Raw genomic sequence first — 22,450 nt, 5'->3', positions numbered from 1 at the left:
CGATCATGTTCCCTCCCGCTCTGCGGGAGTTCATCGAGATCTGGGTGGGCGCCAACGTCGCCACCGGTAATGAGGACAGGGGCTACGACAGCCGCAGTGCCTACAGCCGGCTGGCCGACGACATCGAGGCGCTCTCGGATGCGATGAAGTCCGCCGTCGCCACGGCGGGGGACTCGCTTCCGCCCAGGATCGCCTCGGAGTTCGTCGCCGCGGTGAAGACCTTCGTGGACGACGGGGGGCGGAACCACCTCCAGGACTTCTCGACCGAGATCCGGGCGACCGGGCGCCGTCAGGTGGACCGCTCGATCCAGCTCTCGGAGAGCAAGTACCAGATCCTCCTCGAGTTCATCTTCATGAATCTCGAACTCGCCCTGATCGCCGCGCTCGCCGTGTTCACCGGCGGCACCTCGGTGACCCAGATCGCCGTGGTCAAGGCCCGCAGCGCGCTCGCCATCCTGCTGGTCCTCCAGAGACTGGGACGGGCCGTCCCCACGCCGCTGTCGGCGCTGTTCGAGGCGATCCAGGAAGCGTTCATCACCTTCGCCGCGCAGGTGATGTCCATGACGCTGCCCGACGTGCCCGACCGGCGGCGCAAGGGCTTCGACTGGGGGGACATCGGGCAGTCGGCGGTTCTCGGCGCGCTGGCGGGGGCGTTCGGCGGCTTCTTCTCCCAGGCGACCGCGCCGTTCTTCAAGGACTTCTTCAAGAGGAACCCGGGATGGAAGGAGGTGTACGAACTTCCTCACACCTTCATCAACGAGGGCCAGGCCGAGACCTTCGCGACGACGTTCACCAACCTCTTCTTCCTCGGGACGTTCGCCGTCAATCCCGCGACGTTCGTGAGCGCCGGACTCAGCGGGGTTTTGTTCGAGGGCGCTTCCGACGTCGCGGGGTACGGCGGGAAGTGGGTCAACAAGACGTTCTTCCCGGAGCTCAACTGGGGCCGGGGTGACGTCAATTACGGGGCGGACGGCGGTGGGGGCGGGCGCGGTGCGGACAACGACCCGCCGGCCGGCCACTCTTTCGACCCCCTGCCCCGCCCCTACACGGTCTCTGCGTACGAGAACCCCGAGAACTGGGACGCTCCCGATCCCGTCGGGACGGCGAACGGACCTGGGACGGGTCCCTACGTGGCGCCGTATCGGTCCGACCCGGACTACGACGACGACACCGCGTCGTTCGTCAGCGATCTTTCGTCCAGTTCCAGTTCCAGTTCCGCTTTCGATTCCGGTTTCGATTCCGATGTGGACTTCGGTCCCTACAGCTCCTACAGCGACACCTCGTCCGTAAGTGACTACGGCTCCGACTTCGCCGCCTATCCACCGCCGGGGCCGTTCTCCACCACGGGCCCGGGTGCGACGACCGGACTCGGCATGGGCGGTGCGGTCAAGCACTCCCTCCCTCAAGACGCCGCCGTCAGAGACGTGTGGGGGGATTCCAGCAGCGAGTCCATCGCCTCCGTGCTCAACCCTCCGGGCGTTCTGGGGGACTCCGGGAACAACCCGTACGCCGACGTGTTGTCGAACTTCCCCTCCACCGCGGGCTCTTCGACCCCCTCGGCCACGGAGTTCGTGAGCGAGCGGACGGCGGACGTCGACATGGGCGAGGACGCGGACGCGGATGCGCTCTCCGGTCTTCCCTCCGATGCTGAACGCGCCGCTCAGGACCCGGCGGACCGGCAGTCGCCGGATCTCCCCACGCAGGCGAAGGGCCAGCAGGCCGGCGACAGCACCACCCCTGCCCCGCGGACCGGATCGAGCCCCGGTACGGAGGAGCAGGCCGCATCGGACCTCGCTGCCGAGGAGGACGCCTCGGCCGACGCCGCCGTGGCTCCGGCGGTGCACGCCACGCCGACCGACCTCGCCTCCGCCCCGCACCGTCCCCTGGCCGGGGCACAGCAGCCGGGAGCCGGCCCGGGCGCCACAACCACCCAGGGCGACACGCTCCCTGATGAGGCATCAGGCCTTGTCCCGGAATCGGAGGAGTCGGCCCCTACGACGTCGGGTGACGTCGGCACCACCACCGGCATACCCGACGGCGGCTCCAGTACGGTCGACGCGCAGGCCACAGCCCCGCAGGGCCGGGAGGAAACACCGCCGCCGTATCGGGCCGTGCCGACCGAGTCCGAGGCGCCCCCGACCGTACCGACCATATCCACGGCTTCCGCCGACGCGACCGTGACGGGGTCGGAAGAGGCCGGCGGGGCCCTCGGGGCGTCGCCCGTCCCACCGCTTTCCGACGACGCGAAGCTGGATGTCGGCCGCGGGTTCAGCGCCGTCATGCGGGAGATCGGGCATCCCGTCGTTCTCGCGGGCGAGGACCTGGGCAGGGTGCAGTTCGAGAACCCGCGCCCCCTCGGCACCCTGGAGTTCCAACTCCCGGCAGGGGCAGGCCCGTTCGCCGATGACATCCACCAGGCCATCGCCCAGCGGTTGCCCGGGGTGTCGCCGGACGCCCTGCGCGTGGGCGCGGACGGGCGGTCGCTGACCGGAGTGGTCCAGGGTGCGGAGATCAGCGTCGGCACCGCCCCGCACTCCTTCGCCGACACCACCGAGACCGACGGCTTCACCGTCCCCGCCGTCACCGAGTCGCTGGCGGACATTGCGTACGCGCTGGCCCTCGCCACCGACGAGCGGCAGCGTGCGAGGGACCTGTTCGATCTGCTGTGGGGGCTGTCGCACGCCCCGGCCGGCCACCCGCTCCCGGCCGCCCGGCTGGAGGCCCGGCACGGCGACGCCTACCGTGCCGCACGCCCCGCCGGGGCCGCCCCCACACTGACCGCCCGGCTCAGCGAGTTGCTCGACGGGGTCGCGCGGAACGCCGACACCCGGTCGGTGTACGAGGCGGCGTGGTCGGCCCTCGGCGCCGTACCGAACGACCTGACGCTGCTCAACGACCAACTCACCACCCTCGCCGACGCCTTGCGCGCCTCCGAGGCGACGGCCTCCGGCCCGGTGGCCTCCGACGCGGTCGCCCCCGAAACGATGGCCCCCGACGAGTCCGCCGTACGGGAGGCCGAAGCGGAGCTGGCCCGTGCCGAACAGGCCCTCCGGGAAGCGGAGTTGCTGCCGACCGCTGAGCAGGTGCGGCAGGCGCGGCTGGCGTGGAGGCAGGCGCGCGCCGAGGCCCGGAGCATCGAGCGGACGGCCACGGAGAGCGGTCCCCAGCCGGGCCTGGAGGACGCTGAGAACGCTGCGGACGCTCAGGAGCGTGCCGCCATCGCCCATGAGCAGTTCCTCGGCCTCCAGCGGCGGTACGAGGGCGGCGCGGCGGCCCTCAGCGACGCACGGGCCGCGCTTTCCACGGCTCGTACGGCGGTGGACACCGCACGGGCGGCCCAGGAGGAGGGCCGTCCGGAGACCGACCGCGCCGTGGCCGAGGAGCGGCGCAGGGCCAGGGTGGTGTCGAGCCGGGCACGGTTCCGCGACGACAACCCGAACGGGTTGAGCGACGGCCGGCAACCGACCCCGGCCATTCCGACCACCCCTGTCAGCCTGGCCCTTCCGGCCACCCCGAACGGCCCGGCCACCCCGGTCGGCCCGGCCGGCCAGGACGAGACGGACGAGCTCCTCGTCTTCGCGCCGCCCGCCGGGCCGCCCGCCGTCTCTTCCACGGGGCCCGCTCCCACCCCCACCCCCACGCCCGCTCCCCGGACCACATCGGGTGCTTTCACCGGTGCGTCCGACCCGTTGCTGTCCGCGCAGACCTTGATGGCAGGCCCGTCGGCCGCGCGCCAGGGGCGGAACTGGACGGGGAAGCCGGTGGGTCGGGTACGGCCCGATCGGCTACGGGTCATCGAGACGCGGCCGGCAGTGCTGGCGAAGATCGTGTCCGAGGAGGACGCGCCCTGGCCCGATTCGACGTACGTCATCACGGCGGACGGCGACCCCGGCGGGATGCGCGTGTCCGACGGCCGGGTGCTGGACACGGAGACCCTGGCCGAAGTGCTCCTCGCCGACCCCGAGTTGGCCCGGCTGCCGAAAAGCGTACCGCTGCTCCTGGCCGTACCCTTCGCCCAGCGCTCCCTCGATCTCCAGCAGTTGGCGACCAGGCTGGACCGGCGCGTGGTCGGCCCCAGCGGTGACGGACGCCTGGTCCGTGACGGGTCGAAGAACGAACACCTCCCCGTGCTGGTCGACCGCGCCGCCGACAAACCGGTCGGCCTCTGGGCACCCTTCGATCCCCTGGGCACAACGCTGCCGTACGAGGACCGTCAGTGGACGGCCCTGGACGGGACCACGTTCCGGGACAGCGACGTGGACAGCCGGCCCCTGGTCTCCGGCGGGCACAAACAGCGATTCGGCCGGATCTCGGTGCAGGGCGGACACCTGCGGGAGTTCGAGCACCGGTTCAAGTCGTACCTCGACATGCGGCGCCTCGTGCACAAGATTCCGGCCGGCGCCGACCACCAGGACGGCGAGATCGAGGAGCTGACCCCCGATCCGGCGGTCTACGTCTACGCCGCTCACGGGAGTCCGGGCCGTATGACGCTCGCCCTCCGCGACGGCAGGACCGTGTGGTTGGGCAAGCAGGACGCCTCGCGTTACGTCGCCGGGCTGCGCGAGGTGCGCCAACTGCCCCCGGGCCACCGGCTGCACCTGGAGATCTGCTGGAGCGCGTCGGACGGCGACCCCCGGCAACAGCAGCCTCATCACGGTCCGCGGCCTCACGTCGACGACCCCTGGGCCGACGTTCCGTTCGGTCAGTACGCCGCCAACGAGAGCAGGCTGGAGACCACTTCGGCGACGAGACAGACCGGCATGACGAGCAAGGACCGCGTGCTGATCGCCGGGGCCGACGGGGAAAGAGGCCGTCGCGTCACGTTCCCGCCCGAGCCGCTCGAACACGAGCTGGACGGGCCGGCACGTGACGCCGGTCTGCACACGGGCCCGGGTCCCGTACCGGCGGAGACGCGCGCCACCACCCTGCGGTTGATACGGGGACTCCGCAGCCTCTTCGGCAACAGCGTCGAGCAAGACCGCGGCGTGCCGGGCGGACGGTACGAACGGCTGCTCAGCGGCATCGGCGCCCTGGAAACGATGCGTGCGAACGACCCGGCACTCGGCGGGGTCACCCCGCTGCGGGAGGACATGTTCACCTTCTACGCCCAGCAGCACAGCGGGGGAATCGCGGACACCGCCGCCTTCGAATCCCTCCTGGACTTCGCCCGCGACCGCGTCCTCGCGAACCCCGGCGCACAGCTCAGCACGGAAATACCAGCACCCGCCCTGAACGTAACCCTCAACGAACTCGGCACCTCCGGCGAAGCCCTGCTGCGTACCGTCCAGTCACTCCCCACAGCGGCGGCGGCGACCCCCGGCCAAGTGGCCTCCACCCTCTGGGCGATGGTCCGGGCCGGGAAGACGCTCTTCAACGAGATCCCCCCGGCCGACCGGGAAGCACACGGCCGCAGCGTCCTCCACCTCGACAACACCGACCCGTGGGACCTGCCGAAACAGAAATCACTCTGGGCCCTGACCGCCAAGGCCCTCACCGAGGGTCTGGACGTCACCGACCCCCACCTGCTGGCCGCCTACCACTTGCGGCAGACCGGTGCGTTCGGCCCGGCCGCGCTGCTGTGGCAAGGGGAGAACGTCCAAGGCGTCTATTGGAGCGACACTCCCGCGCCTGCGGGGATCAACTGGCGCACCGTGCGCCAAATGACAAACGGGACCAGCGGGACCAACGGGACCAACGAAACCGGCGGAACCACCACCCAACAGGTCGTACCGGAGTGGGCCGGCCCGGGCATGCCCAACCCCCTCCTGAACCTGATCAACGTGGACCAGGCCGGGACCATCGTCCTGCACCTGCCCGGCCGCCCTCCGCTCCCGGTGTCCGACGACGAGTTCCTGGCACTGCTGGACCTGGACCCGGCACTCCATACCACCCCGTTGGCCACTCCCGTCCTCTTCCTGACCTCCGGCCCCGGCACCCTGAGACCAGAGCTGGTACAGCGATTCGCCCAGCGCACCGGCCGCCCCGCCTTCAGCTACAGCGCACCCCTCACCCTCACCGCCCCCGACCCGTCGGCCCCGCTCACCATCGTCGCCCCCCTCGACCCGGCCACCCAGGCCCCCGGCCACTGGACCAAGGCCACCCGCCAGCCGGCCAACCCGTCCGGGGAGTCCACCGCGCCCTCGGGCTCCATCAGCATCCTGGGCCCCACCGATCCGCCCGATCCGCTGCTGGCGGCCGAGACCCTGATGCCTGGGCCGTCGGGCGCGCGACAGGGCCGTAACTGGACGGGCAAGCCCGTGAGCCGCGTGCGGCCCGGCCGGGTGCGGCTGTACGAGGTCCGCCCCGGTCGGACGCCGCTCATCGTGTCCGAGGAGGACGCGCCGTGGCCCGATTCGGCGTACGTCGTCGCGGGCCAGGGCGAGAACGGGGGTGTGCGGGTCCCCGACGGCCGGGTGCTGGACGCGGAGGCGCTGGCCGACGTGCTGGCCGCCGACCCCGAGTTGGCGTCGCTGCCGGCGGACGTACCCGTGGTGCTGGCCGTCCCGGACATGGGCCGCCAGTATCTGGACGGGGTGGCCCGCCGACTCGGCCGGAAGGTGTGGGCACCCAGTGGTGAGGGACGTCTGATCCCCGACGGCACGGGTGACGGGCATGTTCTGGGGCTGGTCGACCGTGACGCGGACCTGCCGTACGGCGCGTGGGTGCCGTTCGATCCGACACCCAGGACGGCGGCGCCGTTCGAGGACCGTGAGTGGACGGCACTGGACGGCACGAAGTTCCGTGACAGTGACGTGTATACGCGGCCGTTGGTCTCGAAGGACCACGAGCGGTACGGCGTGATCTCGATCCCGGACCGCGACGCGCTGCGGCGGCGGGAACAGCGGTTCAAGACGTTCCGGGAGATGCGGCGACTCGTCCATCTGGTGCCGGCCGGTGGCGACCGGCACCACGGGGAGTCCGAGGAGGTGACCCCGGATCCCGCGATCTACGTGTTCGCGGGTCATGGGAAGCCCGGTCTGCTGGCGCTCGCGCTCCGCGACGGCCGGATGGTACGGCTGGGCAAGCGGGACGCCGCGCGTTACATCGCCGGGCTGCGCGAAGTGCGTGAGCTGCCGCCGGGGCACCGGCTGCACGCGGAGGTGTGCTGGGGCGCCTCGGACGGCGACCCGGCGCGGCCTCCCCTGGACACCGCTCCCGCGCCGCATGTCGATGATCCGCTGGAGGACATTCCGTTCGGTCATGTCCTGGCGAACGAGAGCCACATGGAGACGTCGGCGGCCACCCGGTCGACGGGCCTGAACGACGATGCCCGGGTGGTGCTGGACGGCGCCGGCGGTGAGCGGGGGCGCCGGGTCACCTTCCGTTTCGACCCGTCGGATCCCCAGTTGGACCAGCTGGCCCGCGACATGGATCTGCACCAGGGGCCGGGTGAGGTGGCGCCGGAGACACGCACGACCACGCTGCGGCTGGTACGGGCCCTGCGGACCACGTTGGGCAACAGGTTCGAGGACAATCCGTTCCGGTACCGGCAGGCGCTCAAGGGCATCGGCGCGCTGGAGACGATGCGCGCGAACGACCCCGACCTGAGGAACCGCACCCCGATCCGTCTGGACATGCTCGATTTCCTGACCGAGGCGTACACCGGGAAGGCTCCGGACGCGGCCGGCCATCTGGCACTGCTCACCTTCGCCCGCCAGCAGATCGCGGCGGATCCGCGTGCCGAGCTGAGCAAGAAGATCGACTCACGTGCCCTGCGACTGGCTCTGGGCCAGTTCGCCACCAGCGGTGAAGCGGTGGTGCGTGCCGTGAAGGCCCTGCCGGGCCATGCGCCGGTACGCCCCCGAGAGGTCGCGTCCGCCCTGTGGGCGACCGTCCGTGCCGCGCAGCGGATCGGGCAGGTGCCGGTGCCGGACCGGGAGGCGTTCGGCCGCAAGGTGCTGCATCTGCCCGGCACCGAGACCTGGGACCGGGCGGCGCAGCAGACGCTGTGGGAGCTGACGGCCAAGGCCGTCGCCGAGGGCACGGACGTCACCGACCCCGACCTGCTGGCCGCCTACCACCTGGAGCAGACCAGCGCGTTCGGCCCGGCCGCGCTGCTGTGGCAGGGGCAGAACGTCCAGGGCGTCAACTGGAGCGGCACGCCCGCGCCCGCGGGGGTCAATTGGGGCAGCGTGCGGCGGATGACGCTGGGGCCGGGCGGGACCACCGTTCAGCAGATCGTGCCGGAATGGGCCGGCCCGGGGAGGCCCGCCCCCCTCCTGAACCTGATCCACGTGGACCAGGCCGGGAACATCGTCCTGCACCTGCCGGGCCGCACCCCGCTCCCGGTGTCCGACGACGAGTTCCTGGCACTGCTGGACCTGGACCCGGCACTCCGTACCACCCCCTTGGCCACTCCCGTCCTGTTCCTGACGTCCGGCCCCGGCACCCTGAGGCCGGAGTTGGTACAGCGGTTCGCCCGGCGCACCGGCCGTCCCGCCTTCGGCTACAGCGCGCCGCTGATGCTGACCGCGCCCGATCCGTCGGCCCCGCTCAACATCCTCGCCATCCTGGACCCGGCCACGAAGACCCCCGGCCGGTGGACCGGAGCCACCCGGCAACCGCCCTCGTCCACGCCACCTGCGGCCTCGTCCGAGGCCGACATCTTCGCCCCCACCGAAGAACCCACCGAACCTGCCGACCCGCAGCCGGTCGACCCGTTGCTGTCGGAGCGGACCCTGATGGCGGGTCCGTCGGGTCCGCGGCAGGGGCGGAACTGGACGGGCAAGCCGGTGGGCCGGATGCGGCCCGATCGGCTACGGGTCATCGAGACGCGGCCGGGCGTGCTGGCGAAGATCGTGTCCGAGGAGGACGCGCCGTGGCCCGATTCGGCGTACGTCGTCGCGGCGGACGGTGACTCCGACGGGGTACGGGTCCCTGACGGCCGGGTGCTGGACACGGAAGCGCTGGCCGAGGTGCTCCTCGCCGACCCCGAGTTGGCGCGGCTGCCGAAAAACGTACCGCTGCTGCTGGCCGTACCCTTCGCCCAGCGGTCTCTTGATCTCCAGCTGCTGGCGACCCGGCTGGACCGGCGCGTGATCGGCCCCAGCGGTGAAGGGCGTCTGGTCCGTGACGGGTCGGGGAACGAACACCTTCCCGTGCTGGTCGACCGTGACGCGAAGAAGGCGTTCGGTCTCTGGGTGCCGTTCGATCCCCTGGCGACGACGCTGCCGTTCGAGGACCGGGAGTGGACGTCGCTGGAGGGGATCACGTTCCGGGACAGCGACGTGGACACCCGCCCCCTGGTCTCCGAGGACCACGAGCGGTTCGGCCGGATCTCGATGCGGGACGGCGAGAGCCTGCGGAGGTCGGAGCAGCGGTTCAAGTCGTACCTCGACATACGGCGGATCCTGCACAAGGTCCCCGCCGGCGCCGGCCTTCAGGACGGCGAGATCGAGGAGATAACCCCTGATCCGGCGGTCTACATCTTCGCCGCACACGCGAAACCCGGCCGGATGGCGCTCGCCCTCCGCGACGGCAGGACCGTGCGGTTGGCCAAGCGGGACGCCTCGCGTTACATCGCCGGGCTGCCCGAGGTACGCCAACTGCCCCCGGGCCACCGGCTGGGCCTGGAGATCTGCTGGAGCGGAGCGGACGGCGACCCGCGTCACAATCATCCCTCGACCCTGCCGGTGCCCCACGTCGACGACCCCTGGAGCGACGTACCGTTCGGTCAGTACGCCGCCAACGAGAGCAGGCTGGAGACCGATTCGGTCACCACGCAGACCGGTATGGACGGCATCCGGCGCCTGGTCGTCGCCCCGGCCGACGGGGAGAAGGGCCGCCGCGTCAGGTTCCCGCCCGAGCCGCTGGAACACGAGCTGGACGGGCTGGCGCGTGACGCCGGTCTGCATACGGGCCCGGGTCCCGTACCGGCGGAGACGCGCGCCACCATGCTCCGGCTGGTACGGGGACTCCGCGGCCTCTTCGGCAACGGCGTCGAGGCGGACCGGGGCGTGCCGGGCGGGCGGTACGAACGGCTGCTCAAGGGTATGGGCGCACTGGAAACGATGCGGGCGAACGATCCCGCGCTCAGCGGGGTCACGCCCCTGCGCGAGGACATGGTCACCTTCTACGCGCAGGAACACAGTGACGGCATCGCCGACACGGCCGCCTTCGAAGCCCTCCTGGACTTCGCCCGCGACCGCGTCCTCGCCGACTCCGACGCGGAACTCAGCACGGAGATACCGACACCGGCTCTGAAGGTGACCCTCGCCGAACTCGCCACGTCGGGCGAGGCCCTGCTGCGTTCCGTCCAGTCACTCCCCTCAGCGGCGGCGGCAACCCCGGGGCAGGTGGCCTCCACCCTCTGGGCGATGGTCCGCGCGGGAAAGCTGCTGTTCAACGAGATCCCCCCGGCCGACCGGGAGGCACACGGCCGCAGCGTCCTCCACCTGACCGACGCGGACCCGTGGGACCTGTCGAAGCAGAAGAAGATCTGGGCCCTGGCCGCCAAGGGCCTCGCCGAGGGGCACGACGTCACCGACCGCGACGTGCTGGCCGCGCACCACCTGAGGGGTTTTGCCTTCGTCAAGGTCAATCTGCTGCGGCAGGGGCAGGTGATCCAGGGCGTCAACTGGAGCGACAAGCCCGCGCCCGGGGGGATCAACTGGCGCAGCGTGGACCGGATGACGCGAGGTCCGGGCGGGAGCTCCGTCGAACAGGTCGTACCGGAGTGGGCCGGACCGGACATGCCCGCCCCCGTCCTCATCCTGATCCATGTGAACCAGGCCGGGAACGTGGTCCTGCACCTGCCCGGCGGGCCCCCGATCGAGGTGTCCGACGACGAGTTCCTGGAGCTGCTGAGGCTGGACCCGGCGCTGCGGACCACGGCCCTGGGCACTCCCGCGCTGTTCCTGACCTCCGGCCCCGGGGCCCTGAGGCCGGAACTGGTGCAGCGGTTCGCCCAGCGCACCGGCCGCCCCGCCTTCAGCTACAGCGCGCCCCTCGGCCTGACCGGCGCCGATCCGTCGGCCCCGCTCACCATCGTGGCTCCCCTGGAACCGGCCACCCAGGCCCCCGGCGAGTGGACCAGGGCCACCCGGCAGCCGGCCAACCCGTCCGGGGAGTCCACCGCGTCCTCGGGCCCCGCGACCATCTTCGGCCTGTCGGACCCGGAGGACCCGGCGGAGTGGGCGGAGTGGGCGAAGTGGGCGGAGTGGGCACAGACGCCGGACGTCTGGGCACGGGAGAACGCTACGGAGTGGGACGCGCGGACCGGTATCGCCTATCCGGCGCCGGTCCTGATCAACATGACCCCCGTCTCCGCCGACGACCGGGCGGACGACCGGCCGGACGCCCCCGACACCACCGGCACCACGGATGATCCGGGCTGGTCGGTCTCGTCCTGGCGCCCCGCCGGATCGCCGGACCGGACGCGCTTCGAGAGCCTGTACCGGGACCGTGAGTGGCGCCGCCGCAGTGTGGCGCTGGAGTTCGTGTTCGCCGGGCTGATGAGCCAGGTCGTCCCCTTCACCGAATCGGCCCGTGACGGGCTGTTCCGCATGTACGAGGGGCTGGCCGCGCGTCACGGCGAGGCGGCGGCGAGGCGCGCCTTCTTCGCCCCGGACGCGGCTCCGGCCGATCCCGCCGCCGCGCTGGAGCGGCTGCGCACCCTGCCGCCCGGTCCGCTCACGCTGGACGAGCTGATGACCGCGCTCACGTACGCGGCGTACGCGGGTGCGGAGTTGCCGGGCCCGCTGGCCGAGGCGCTGTCGCGTCCGGCCGGCCGTCGTGCCCGTTACGCACCCGGCAGTGCCTACCGCTCGGTGCACGACAGCCGTGGTTTCCGCCGGGTGGGCGGTGAGGACGGTCCCGCGTCGCGGCTGCTGCGTACCTACGCCGCCCTCGGCGCCTCGCCCGCCCAGCTGCTCGCGTTCCGCGGCGCGCTCGTCGCCTGGACGGTCCCGGCCGACCTCCAGTCGCTGCACGAGGTCCTGCGCGCCTCCCACCCGTTCGGGGTGGGGAACGCGGAGGAACGCGGCACGGTGCTGCGTGACGGGGCGGGGCTGCACAACTGGGTGGCGGACTCGGCGCGGAGCGCCGGCTTCCAGAGGTTCGATCCGTACGGTCATCTGATCCCGCCGCACCGCCGGCTGTACGGCGAGCGGATGACGTACGGGGCGGACGTCACCGCCGGCGAGCTGGATCTCCCGGGCGACCTCGTGGGGCTGACCGGTGCCGCGCTCGCCGGGACCCTCCCGTCCGCCACCCGCAGGGAGCGGGCGCTCCACGCGTGGCTCCGTACATACGGTGACGTGGGCATGCGCGCGCTGTCGCGCCTGGCACCGGCCCACCTGACCGCCGTCCATCTCTACGGCGGGCCCGACTACCGGCTGATGAAGGCGTTCCTCAACGGTGAGCGGCTGGGCTCGGGGATGGGCCGCCGCCTGGTACGGCTGAACGTCTGGTCGCTGACCAGGAACGCGGTGGAGCTCGACGCGCCCGCGTTCCTGCCGACGATGCTCCGCGCCCACCCCGACCTCGACGAGCTCTTCGACGACCTGCGGGCCGGGCCGGACCTGGAGACCCCGGGCCCCGAGGCGGACGAACTGCGGGGCCGTTCGGACGTGATCGCGGACTGGCTGTACGCGCGGATGCCGCTGCACGTCGACATGGCGATCGAGGCGCTGGAGATCCTGCCGCCGGTGAACGCCGACGTCTGGTGGGGCGACCGCGGGATACGGGGTCCGCTGGACGGGCCGCCGGTGGACGGGCCGGTCTACGGCCGGTCCACGATCACGATGCCGTTCTTCCGCAGCACGTCGCTGGTGCGCGACCGGGCGCACGAGTTCATGACGTGGAGCAAGCAACCGCCCGCCGGTTCCCACCCCGGTCTGGTGCACGTCCCGCGCTCGACGGCGCGGGAGATCACTCCCTTCGTGGCGTCCCTGTCGGAGGCGGAGGTCACGTATCCGCCCGGTGCCTTCTTCCGCGTCGCGGGCCGGGGCGTCGTCCGGGACGGCGAGGGGACGGTGCCGTACGAGTCGATCACCGCCCAGGAGGCCTCCTGGGGCGAGGTCCCGCGTCCCGCGCCGGCGCTGCGGGAGATTCGCGGGGAGGACGGCCGGGTTGTCGGTGCCGCGTCGTTCGACGACGCGGACTGGGCGGTCCGGCGGGACGCGTACGCGCGGCTGGACGGCGCGACGGGGTTCGTGTCGTGGGAGCGTGACGCGCGGGGCCGTCCGGTGGCGACGCTCAAGGCGCTGCCCGGTGGCGGGACCGCGGGGGGGACGTTCTTCTTCGCTTCGCACGGCGGCGCCGAGGGGCTGGCGCTCGCCGAGGACGGCGGCGGCGTCCTGCGGGACGACGGGGCTTACGCGGGGCGGCTGTTGGCGGGCGTACGGAACCGTGGTTTCCGTAGCGTGACCGTGCTGGCGTGCGGTCCCGGCGACACGCCCGGGAGCATGGCGGAGGCCACGGCGCGGGCCGAGCGGCTGGCGGACACGGTGGGCCTGCCGGTTCACCTGGAGGTGGGCCGTACCGCGGTGACGGTCGGCCGCGACGGCGGTCCGGCGCTGATCCACGCGCTGGAGGACTCCGAGGGGCGGGCCACGGGGTGGGTGACGGCGTATCCGGGCCGCGGGCGGACCACCGGCGCACCGGCCCCGGACACCGGGCGTCCGGTCGAGACCGGCTACCCGGCCTCCGGCCTGATCAACTCCGACACCGCCATGGACATGGACCTCGATCCCTTCGCCAGCTCGGCGTCGGAGCCCGAAGCCGAACTCGAACCCCCCTACGACGCGTCCGAGTCCGGCGAAGTGTCCGACGCCGACTCCTTCAACTCCGCCGACTCCGAGGACAACTCGTACCTTCAGATCCCGTCCTGGCGGATCACCGGCGCGCCCGACACCCCCCGTTTCATGGGCTACTACGGGAATCCCCACTGGGGCCAGAAGAGCCTCGACTTCGAGTTCACGCTCGCGCAACTCCTCGCCGCGCAGCCCGAGGTGACCACCGCGGTCCGCCAGACCGTGGGCCGCGCGCACCGGTTCCTCGTCGAGCGGTACGGGGAGGAGGCGGCCGCCCAGGCGTTCTTCCCGCCGGACGACCCGAGGTGGGCGGCACCGGGCGGCCCTCTCGCCCAACTCGTCGGACCGGACGCAACGGCCCCCCTTCCCCACCTGATGGGGGCGTACGCCAACGCGGTCTTCGCCAACACCGGCAGCCCCGCGACCGTCAGCCGCGCCCTGCCCGGCCGGATCCGGCACGCCGGACAGCCGCTGCGGAGGCTGAACTCCGCCGACCCCGCGAGCTGGCGGCGGCACGACGCCCTGGGCTTCCGTCAGGTGGCGGGGGTGAACGGCCCCGCGCTGTGGCTGCTCCAGGCCACCCAGGAGCTCGGAGCCACCCCCGCCGAGATGGCGACCTTCCGTACGGCGCTGATCGCCTGGACGGTCCTGGAGGGCATCCAGTCCCTCCACGAGGTCCTGCGCGCCTCGCACCTGATCGGTATGGGCGGCCCGGACGAGCGCGTCGCGACGCGGCGGGACGCCGCCCGTACGCACGGGTGGGCCAGGGACCACCTCGTCCCCTGGCAGCGCATCCCGGAGACCCCCCAGGGCCTCGTGGTCCGCGACCGGCTGCGCGCCCCCCACGTGGCGCTGTACAGCGAGGGCGTGCGCTACCCCCGCCAGGCGACCGACGGCCTCGCCGTCCCCGACGATCTGCAGACGATGGTCGACGTCCTTCTCTCCGGCGCCCCTCCGACGTCCCCCGACGACGAACGCATGGAGATGGCACGGGAGTGGCTGGCACGGTACGGCGAGGAGGGCCGGGCCGCGCTGCTGAAGATGTCCCCCGCCCACATCACCGCCCTGTTCATCTACAGCATGCCCGACTACCGGCTCATGAAGGCGCTCCTGAACGGCGAGCGGTTCGGACAGCACGCGAGCCGGTGGCTGGTGCGTTCCGTCGCCTGGACGCTGGTCTCGCGCGCCGTCTACGTCGTCTGGTCGCCCGGCTCGGGGCCATGGGAGAGCCACGTTCCCCTGACGCTGCGGACCCAGCCCGGTTTCCAGGAGATCCTGCAGGAGTTGGTGGACCTGCCCGATCTGGAACCCGGCCCCGAGCTGTCGCGGCTGCGCCGCAGGCTCGACGTGATCGGCGACAGCCTCCACGGTCAGCTGAAGGTGCACATCGAGATGGCCGTCGAAGCCCTCGAACTGCTCCCCCCGGTGCGGCGCACCGTCTGGTGGGGCGACCGTGGCGTACCCGGGTCACTGGCCCGGCCGTCGGCCAACTCGCCGTTGTACAACGGCGTGGTGATCTCGGTGCCGTTCTTCCGCAGCACCTCCACGGATTCCGGCGCGGCCATCGCCTTCGCGGTGGCCAGGGGCAGCGGGCCGTCGCACACCCACCAGGGGGTGTTCGAGATCCCCGAATCCCTGGGCAAGGAGATCGCCATGTTCTCCGCCTTCGGCGGCGAGTCGGAGGTCCTCTATCCGCCCGGTTCGTACTTCCTCTCCCAGAACCGGACCATCCGTACGTACGACGAGGGCTCGACGAGGCACACCTACGCGTACTCCGTGGTCGCGGACGCCACCGCCGCCCGGCCGCCGGCGCTGCCGAGGCCCACGGCCGACCCGGCCGACCCGGCCGACGGCGAGATCCTCCGTACCTTCTACGCGGATCCCCGCTGGTGGACGGTGAGCCGGGAGTACGAGAAGGCCCTCGGCGAGGTGCTGGCCCACGAGCCCGCGGTGATGGACGCGGCGCGTGCGGCTGTCCGCGTCCTGTTCACGTATCTGTCGCACCACCTCGGCGCCCCGACGGCGGCGCGCGCCTTCTTCCCCGACATGTCCGAGACGGACGACCCGCAGGCCGAGATGGACCTGCTGCTCGACGAGGACATGGCGGTGAGCCTACGGACGTTCGTGCTCGCGCTCGTCGACGCCGGCTACGCGTCCGCGACCCAGGGGGCGGGGCCCTCGCTCAGCCGGCTGTGGGCGGACCGCCCCGAGCTGAACGTCCAGCACCAGCTCACCCTGATCGAGGACGCGACCCCGCACCGGCGTTCCGGCCCCTGGTACCTGGACCGGCACGACCGGCTGGGTCACCCCGTCGGCAACGGCCGCGCGACGGGCGTCGCCTGGCTGCTCCGGGCCTTCGGGAACCTGCCCGGCACCGACCCCGCCCTGCTGCTGGGACTGCGGAACGCCCTGCTGGCGGACCGGCTGATGTTCGGCGAGCACTCGCTGGCCGAGGTGCTGGAGGCCGCGCAGTCGGCCGGGGTACGCGACGAGGCCGAGCCCGAGCCCAAGGACGTCGAAGCGGCCCGGCTGTACGCCTGGGCGGACGCCGTCTTCGCGCCCGCACGGCGCATCGAGTCCGAGCCCGAACTGCGCACGGCGTACGCGGGCGACAGCACTCTGCGCGAGCGGCTGCGCCTGCCCCACCAGCGCATGTACCAGCAGCGCACCACCTGGCTCGCGCCCTGGATCACCGGCAACGCGGCCGAGCCCGCCGCCATCACCCAGCTCGCCGGTCTGGCGGGAAGCACCTGGAGCGCCGAGGATCTGCGGACGCTGCCGTGGCCCACGGGCCCGGCGGCCAGGGAACGGCGTTCCGCGCTGCGTGACTGGCTGCTGCGGCACGAGAGCCAGGCGCTCCTGCGCAACGTCACGGCGGCGCACGTGCCCGCGCTCTATCTGCTCAGCGGCGCGGACGCCGCACTGACCGACCCGCGGCTGACGACGGGCCCCGAGTCGCTGGACCGGCTGCGCCGGACGGCGGGCGCGCTGGTCGGCAGGCGCGTCGCCCAGGCCGCTCCGGACCAGGTGTTCCCGCTGACGCTGCTGCGCGACACCCGCTTGCGGGCCCTGGTGCGGCAGGCCAGGAACGTACCGCCGACGACCCCGCACCGACCCGCCGTACTGGCCCAGTTCGGTCAGCGGGCGGCGGCGCTCGCCGCCGAGCTGGCGCCCGGGATACGCGAGGATCTCGTCCTCCTGCGGCGCATGGGGCGCGAAGCCCTGCACCTGCTGCCGCCGGTGGACGCGCCGGTGTACTGGTCCGCCTGGGAGGCCGGGACCCTGGAGGAGGCCCAGGACGGGCCCATGGCGGGACTCTCCTTCACCGGTCCGCCCTTCCACACCGCCTCGACCTCGCGGAACGTCGGGCTGCGCATGCTGCCGGGGCCCCCGCCGCAGGGGGACAGCCATCCGGTCCTGTACGAGGTACGCCGGTCCTCCGCGCGGGACATCGCGCCGTTCAGCCGGACGCCCGCGGCGCGGCAGGCGATGTTCCCGGAGGAGACCCGTTTCGAGGAGGAGTCCCGCGAGGTCCGGTACGACGCCTCGCTGGGCCGCAGCCACATGCGGGTGGTCCTGCGCGAGGTGGCGGCTCCGGCGCCGGAGTTGTGGGACCGGGAGATCCTCACCCGTCCCGTCATCGCTCCCGACGGCACCTGGTCCGGCGTCACCAGCTATACGGCGCAGGAGTGGTCGGAGCGCCAGGACGCGATCGCCCATCTGCCCGGGCTCACCTACTTCAAGTACTACGACACCGAGGCCGAGACGTGGGAGAAGGACCGGGTCCCCGTGCCCTGGAGCCGGGGCTCCCTGTTCTTCGCCGCGCCCGGCGACGGCCGGCTGGTCCAGGTGGGCTCCCCGTACGGGTCCAAGCTCGCCACCGCCGGAGAGGTCGGCGGCTTCCTGCGCGAGCTGCTGCGGGACTCCCCCGCCGGGGGGCGCGCCGCGCTCGTCGTCTTCGGCTCGCCCGCCGGGGCCGGGCCGCTGGCCCAGCGGATGGCCGACCGCACCGGGCGCGACACCGCCGGCTCCACGGTTCCCGCCGAGACCTTCGAGCGGGGCAAGGACGCGGACCCGCGGTACGGACTGGAACTCGAACGGGATCCGGAACTCCCCGCTCCGCGGTTCCTGATCCGCACCCCGCGCGACCAGGACGGCACCGAGGACGAGGCATCCCGTGATCCGTCACGGCACGCGGAGCGTTTCGCCGCGGTGTACGCCGATCCGCGCTGGCCGGAGGCCGCCCGCGGCTGGGAGCGGGCGCTGGGCCGCGCCCTGGCGGGCGATCCGCGGGTCACCGCCGCCGCTCGCGCGGCGCTGGGGGCCGTCCACCGGTTCAGCGTCGGCCAGTTCGGTGAGGCGGGGGCCGCGTCGGCGTTCTTCCCGGTCGCCGACGACGACGCGGGCGTGGACCTCGACGCCGCCCTGCGACGGCTGCTGGACCCCGAAGGGGGTGCCGGGCTGCCGGAGCTGATGGAGGCGTACGCGCGGGGTGTGGGGCTCACCGTATGGTTCACGCCTCCGGCGCCGGTGGACCGGGAGGGCAACTGGTACCGGGAGTTCCACCACGACCGGGGCTTCCCGTTGGGCCACGGCCCGGCCGATGCCGCCCGCGAGGCGCTGTCGCGCTACTCGCGGCTGGCCGGCGTGCGGCGGGCGGACGTCCTGGCCTTCCGGGAGGCCGTCATCGGCTGGCAGTTGTCCCTGGACCGCCACTCCCTGATCGAGGTCCTTCTCGCCTCCCACGTCCTCGGCCTCGGGGACACCGCCGAGCGGGCCGCGGCTCTCGGCGACGCGGTCCACCTCTACCAATGGGCGGACGACGCCCTGACCCCTCGTACCCGTTCCGACCCGGCCGGGCAGGACGGCGGTCTGCGGCTGCCGCACCGGCGGCTGTACGGCACCGGCGTCGGCCGGTTTCCCCCGGAGGCCACCGGGGCCGGTACGGTGCCCGACGGTCTTGTCCTCGCCGTACAGCGCGGGGAGAGGCTGCTGGGCGGGGAGTACGACCCCGACGAGCTGCCGGGACGCGAGGAGGCGCTGCTCGACTGGCGGCGGCGGCACGGCGGTTCACCGCTCGACGGTCTTGACCGCGCCCACGTCACCGCCCTCCACCTGCTGGGCGGTCCGGACGCCGCGCTGCTGGGCACGCCCGACCCGGTGGGGCGGGCCGGGTCCCTCGTCGCCGGCGAACTCCGCGGCGGTGGCTTCGCGTTCCCCGTCCTGCTGATGAACGACCCCGGCTTCCGCGGCCTCGCCGAGCAGGCCGAGGCGATCGAGGAGTCCGCTCCCGACCGCTCGGAGCGGCTGGCCGCGCTGCTCGTCGCCCTGGGGCGGCGGATCGGCGAACTGGCCCCCCGCATCCGGGCGGAGGTGTCCCAGCACAGCGCGTTCGGAGCCGAGGCGCTGGACCGGCTGCCTGCCGTGAACGCTCCGGTGTGGTGGGCGGGCTGGCTGCCGGGGGACCTGCCGGCTGGTCCCGAGGGCACGGAACCGTCCGATCCCGACGGCATGGAGCCGTCCGATCCTGACGGCACGGAACCATCCGATCCTGACGGCACGGAACCATCCGGTCCGCTGGACGGGGTCTCCACCTCCTCGTTCCACGTGGCGCGGCGCACCGAGGAGACCGCGCTGGACCTGCTGGCGTCCGGCGGCGATGCGCCGGCGGGCAGGCACCCGGTGCTCTTCACGGTGGAGCGCTCCTCGGGCCGCGATGTCTCGGTCTTCGCCAGGGACCCGGAGGACGAGCCGGTGGTCTACCCCGAACCGGCCGACTTCACGGTGCTGCGCCGCTCCCTCCGTACCCATCCGGAGACGGGGCGTCGGTACGAACACGTCGTGCTCGCCGAGACCGCCGCCACCCGCCGGGCCCTCACCGCCCCGCCCATGTCGTCCGGAGCCGAAGCCCCGGCCTCCGTGGCCGGAGCCGGGGCCGTGGCCTACCCAGAGCCGGACTTCTGGAACGCGCCCTGGGAGGGACACAACACCGCCCGGTCCCTGGACGGGACCGTGGTCCAGGAGATCCGCGCCGACGGGCGGACGGTCGGCAAGGCGTCGTTCTCGCGGCACGACTGGTCGTTGCGTGAGCGCCCGTACGGCCGGCTGCCCGAGGCCACCGCGTACACGGAGTGGAGCCGTGGCCCCGACGGGGAACGGGTGGCCCGCCGCCGCCCGCTGCCCGCCACGGGCCGTACCGGTACGTTCTTCTGGACGTCCCACGGCAAGGACAGCGGCTACGCCGTCGTCGGCCAGGACGACCTGCCCGTCGGCGCCGACAGCGAGAGGGTGGGGCGGCTCCTCGGCCCCGACCTGGCCGCGGCCGGCTTCACCAGCGTCACGGTCCTCGCGTGCGCCCCCGACGTTCCGGGCGACCCCGGCACGCTGGCGCGCGCCGTCGAGCGGGCGCGGGGTGTCGCGGACACCACCGGCCTGGACGTGTACATCAACTCCGGCGGGGTGGCGGTCACCCCCGGCGAGGACGAGGACGGCGGCGCCACGGCCGACATCCACCTCCTGGAGTCGGCCGACGGCAGCCCGACGGCCTGGCTGCGGGTCCCCCCGCGGACCGGCGGGGACATCGGCGAGGACGGGGCACGCGAGACTCCGGCCTCGGTTGTCGGCCCCGACGAACGTGCGCCGCGCGGCACTTACCGGCGCACCGGACCGTACGCCGCCGAACTCGACGGCACTGTCTTCGCGTTGCACGAGTCGCCCGGGCACGAGTCGCCAGGGGAGGGCGACCGGTCCGCCGACGGCGCCCTTCTGCTGGCCCTCCGGTACGCGGCGCCCGAGGCGCTGGCGAACGCTGGAATCGACACGCCCGCCGCCCTCCACGAGTGGCTGGGGCAGAACGTCACCGACGACGGCCTGTCGCGGGAGACGCCGCTTCCGCTGGACGCGGGCCGGATGATCCCGCTGACCCTGCTGGACGAGATCGGAGCGCGGACCAACGCCTCCCAGCGCATGGAAGCGGTCCTCCTCGGCAGTCAGCTCCCGGCCCCGGACGTCGACCTGAGCCCGGCCGAGCGTTTCCGGCTGCTGCTGCGGGACCCGTCGTACGGAGGTGAGAACGGCACGGGAGCGCTGGCGGACGCGGTGATGGCGGCGGCCCCCCGCGCGCTCGGCGTCGGGCTGGCCGTGGTGGGCGCGGACGGACAGGTGACGTTCCACGGCGGCGCCCGGGACGGCGTCACCGCGGAAGGCGGCACCCCGGACGACCACACCGCCGTGGACGCGCCGCCCGCCCTCCTCGTCCGCGACGGCGACCGATACCTCGCCGGGCTTCCGCACGGACCGGGCGACACCACCGCCGCGAGCGAGGCACGGGTGCGCCGGGTGGTGGAGGCCGTGTCCTCCGCGCCGGTGTCCGTACGGCGGCGGCTGGCGACCCGGCAGGCACCGGCCTGGATCGGGGCGCGGATCCGCTTCATGGAGGAGGCCGAGCGCTTCGAGGAGCGGCTCGGCCGGTACCTCGGCGACCACGAAGCCGCCAACGCCCAGCTCGGCGTGATGGTACGCGAGGTGTGGCAGCGTGCCGTGGCGGCCGGCCGCTGGGCGGAGCTGGGCTCGGCCGATCCCACCACCGACGGCGCCGTGGGCACCGACCGGGACCGTATCGAGGCCGTGGTGGAGTCGGGCAACCTGCGGGAGCGCATGGGCCTGCTGTGGATCGGCGCCCCGCATCCGGCCGGGGGGCTGATCTCCGACCTGCTCGGCACCCCCGCGCCGATGCCGCGGTCGATCATCGAGGAGTACGGCGAGCGGCTGCCGTCGGGCGCGATCAACGCCTACCGGGCGGTGCGCGCACAGACGCAGGGCATGCCGCCCGAGGAGCGGGCGCGCCTGCTCGCCGAGGCCGAGCGGCCGCTGCGGACGGCGGTGCGCCCCGATGCCGTACGGCCGCCGCTGAGCGAGGCCGAACGGGCGCTGATGCCGGACGAGGACCTCGCGTGGATTCCGGGGAGGAACCGCTGGGACTACGCCATGAGCAGCCGGTTCCAGGCCGCGACCGAGCCGACCGGCGGCCTGGTCCTGGCCGGCACGTCCGGCTCGTCGCAGCGGCTGATGACCCAGGCCGTGGCGATGCGCGACGTGTGGGGTCTGGACCTCGACCTGAGCCTGGTGCGGATCGCGTTGCTGGCGGAGATGCTGACGGCGGAACACCACTCCCTGCACGAGATCATGCGGGGCTGCCAACTGGTCTTCGACCAGCTGCGGGAGCGCGGCACCCCGGAGTCGCCGGATCTCGACTACATCGACAACTGGGGCCGCTACTGGCACATCGCCCCGCTGACCGAGGCCGAGCTGCGGGACCACGTGGCTGTCGACGGGAGGTTCCCGGACGAGCACGCCCTGGAGGCGACGGGATGGCCCGCCGGCGCCGGGCCGGACGGGCTCGACGACCAGGACAACCAGGACAACCAGGAAGCGGAATGGCTGGCGGCCTACGGTGACACCCTGGAGGACATACGGAATGCCCTGCTGACACTGGCTCCCGACTCCGTAACCGACTTCGCACCCGGCTCCGTACCGGGCTCCGTACCCGACTCCGACGACGGGCCCCTGACACCCGATCCGCTGGAGCGCCTGATCGACGACTGGTTCCGCGCGCGGAACCTGGAACCCGTCGGCTCCCTGGCCGAGAAGCTCAGCCAGATACTGAACGACCGCACGTAACACCCCCGACGAGGAGC

1 protein-coding gene is annotated in these 22,450 nt (G+C 72.9%); it reads left to right on the top strand.

Annotated features, from left to right (window positions below; translation table 11 throughout):
- Positions 1-5 precede the first annotated feature (5 nt).
- Complete coding sequence (locus tag ACIO1C_RS30635) at positions 6-22,433, top strand: lonely Cys domain-containing protein (RefSeq protein WP_401869542.1); 22,428 nt, start codon at positions 6-8, stop codon at positions 22,431-22,433.
- The last annotated feature ends 17 nt before the right edge of the window (positions 22,434-22,450 follow it).

The organism is Streptomyces sp. NPDC087420 (assembly GCF_044744165.1).
Classification (GTDB): domain Bacteria; phylum Actinomycetota; class Actinomycetes; order Streptomycetales; family Streptomycetaceae; genus Streptomyces.
Note: the sequence above shows the minus strand (reverse complement) of the source record. Positions and strands in the feature narration are given on the sequence as shown.